This window comes from Mesorhizobium sp. Root552 (genome assembly GCF_001427285.1).
Lineage (GTDB): Bacteria > Pseudomonadota > Alphaproteobacteria > Rhizobiales > Rhizobiaceae > Mesorhizobium.
In genome coordinates this window covers 1-2,314 of record NZ_LMFV01000053.1, presented here as the reverse complement: position 1 = coordinate 2,314, position 2,314 = coordinate 1, and the positions used below count along the sequence as shown (strand labels likewise).

The 2,314-nt window shown below is 60.8% G+C and carries 1 protein-coding gene and 2 pseudogenes; all 3 read left to right on the top strand.

What is annotated here, in order from left to right; all coding sequences use genetic code 11:
* Positions 1-98 precede the first annotated feature (98 nt).
* Positions 99-1,163 (top strand): annotated as a pseudogene (locus ASD50_RS17650) (8-amino-7-oxononanoate synthase); the annotation flags it as partial.
* On the top strand, positions 1,160-1,798 hold the full coding sequence (gene bioD / locus ASD50_RS17645; RefSeq protein WP_056243985.1) for a dethiobiotin synthase: 639 nt from the start codon (positions 1,160-1,162) through the stop codon (positions 1,796-1,798). The pseudogene ASD50_RS17650 and the gene bioD, both read left to right, overlap by 4 nt.
* Positions 1,795-2,217: pseudogene (locus tag ASD50_RS17640) on the top strand (aminotransferase class III-fold pyridoxal phosphate-dependent enzyme); the annotation flags it as partial. The gene bioD and the pseudogene ASD50_RS17640, both read left to right, overlap by 4 nt.
* Positions 2,218-2,314 lie beyond the last annotated feature (97 nt).

Sequence of the window (2,314 nt, the reverse complement as noted above, 5' to 3'; positions counted from 1 at the left end):
GCTATGGAAAAGCGCGCTTCGTGAGCGGCCTCTGCCGCACCTGGACTGGCCTGGTTTTACTCCGCCCCAGTGGCCTGGTTTTGCTCCGCCGTTGACAGAGCGGCCGGGCCGGGCTCGACTTCGCTTCCAACGATTATCTCGGCCTCGCTGGTTGCAAGCGAATTGCCAATGCCGTTGCGGTAGCTATTGATGACGGTACGCCGGTCGGCGCGGCCGGTTCACGGCTGCTACGCGGCAATACGCCTGAGCATGAAGCGCTGGAAGCGAGGGCAGCGAGGTTCTTTGGCGCCGAGGGCGCATTGTTTTTCGGCGGCGGCTACATGGCCAATTTTGCCGTGCTGACGACGCTGCCGCAAAAGGGCGATCTCATCGTTCTGGACGGGTTGATCCACGCCAGCGCTCACGAGGGTGCCCGCGCCAGTCGTGCCGAAGTGGTGCAAGCCCAGCACAATGATCCTGACGCTGTGACAGATACGATCCGAATCTGGCGCGCCAAGGGCGGGGTCGGCCGGCCATGGATAGTGGTCGAGAGTCTCTATAGCATGGACGGTGACCGTGCACCGCTGACTCAACTCATCGAGGTCGCTGACAGGCATGACGCCTTCCTATTCGTCGATGAGGCGCACGCCACAGGTGTGTACGGCCCGAGTGGGCGCGGACTGGCGCATGCATTCGAGGGTCGCGACAATGTCGTGGTATTACACACCTGCGGCAAAGCGCTTGGGGCATCGGGGGCATTGGTCACCGGTCCGGCTGTATTTTGCGACTATCTTATCAACCGTTGCCGACCCTTCATATACGCCACCGCCCCCTCACCACTGATGGCAGTGGCAACGATGGAAGCGCTCGCCATCTTGACCGAGGAGCCTGCTCGTCGCGAGAAGTTGGCGCGGCTTATCTTACTTGCCGGCGAGAAAGCCGAAGCGCTGGGAGTCCACCCGAGCGGATCGCAAATCCTGCCCATCATCGTCGGCGACAACACGTGCACTATGGCGCTGGCACAGGGACTGCAGGATCGCGGCTTCGATGTACGCGGCATTCGGCCGCCAACAGTGCCGGAAGGTACGGCGCGGCTCAGGATATCGCTCACCCTCAATATCTCCGAGGCCGATGTCCTGGCCCTGTTCGCCGCCTTCGCCCAAGAGTGGAGGCCCGCTGTATGAGCCAACATATCATCATTACCGGCACCGATACCGGTATCGGCAAGACCGTCTTTTCGGCTGGCCTCACCGGCTTGCTCGATGGTGTTTATTGGAAGCCGGTGCAGTCGGGCCTGGAGGAAGAAACCGACAGCCAGATCGTGGCACGGCTTTGCGGCCTACCGCCTAACCGAATCCTGCCCGAGGCTTGGCGCTTGGAGCGCCCCCTTTCACCGCATCGCGCCGCGGAACTGGACGGGGTGGAGGTCGACACCGGCAAGTTCCTGCTACCTGAAATTAACCGCCCCCTCATTATCGAGGGAGCCGGCGGACTGATGGTGCCAGTCAATCGGCAGACACTCTATATCGATATCTTCGCGAGATGGCGCGCGCCAATAGTGCTGTGCGCCCGCACAGGGCTTGGTACGATCAACCACACGCTGCTGTCGATCGAGGCGTTGCGCAGCCGGTCGATCGCGCTTCTTGGGATAGCCTTTATCGGTGAGGAAATATCCGATACGCAAAGAACGATCGCTGAGATCGGCAAGGTACGCGTACTCGGCCGCCTGCCCCATCTCGATCCTCTGTCGTCAGAAACACTGGGTTTCGCAATGCGGGCTGCATTCGCTTCCGCCGATTTTCTAGAGAACGAGCCATGACCCGCTCTGCTGTCTGGCACCCCTTCACCCAGCACGCAACCGAGGCGGTGCCGCCGACGATTAAACGCACCGAAGGTGCCTATGTTGTAACGCGCGATGGCAGTCGCATCCTCGACGCCATCTCATCATGGTGGGTGATCACCCACGGTCACCGCCATCCGAAGATCGTCGAGGCGATCCGCAAGGCGACCGGAACGCTCGACCAAGTGATCTTTGCTGGCCTAAGCCATGAACCAGCTGAGCAACTTGCCTCCACGCTGGTCGATATCACCCCTGCCGGACTAGACTGGGTATTCTATTCCGACAGCGGCTCGACCAGCGTCGAGGTCGCGCTCAAGATGGCACTTGGTTTCCATCGTAACAATGGCGCGGCCCGCTCGCGTATCGTCGTCATGGAACACAGTTACCACGGCGACACCTGTCAAGCGAATCCAGGAACTGACCCCTTTCTCGAATTGAAGAACTAACCCCCCTTTCATTGGTTCGTGGTTTCGTTGGTCTCTGGCGCCGATCCGG

Bases quoted from the DNA above. Each gene is read 5' to 3' on its own strand.
- bioD (WP_056243985.1), top strand. From the start codon at position 1,160: ATGAGCCAACATATCATCATTACCGGCACCGATACCGGTATCGGCAAG.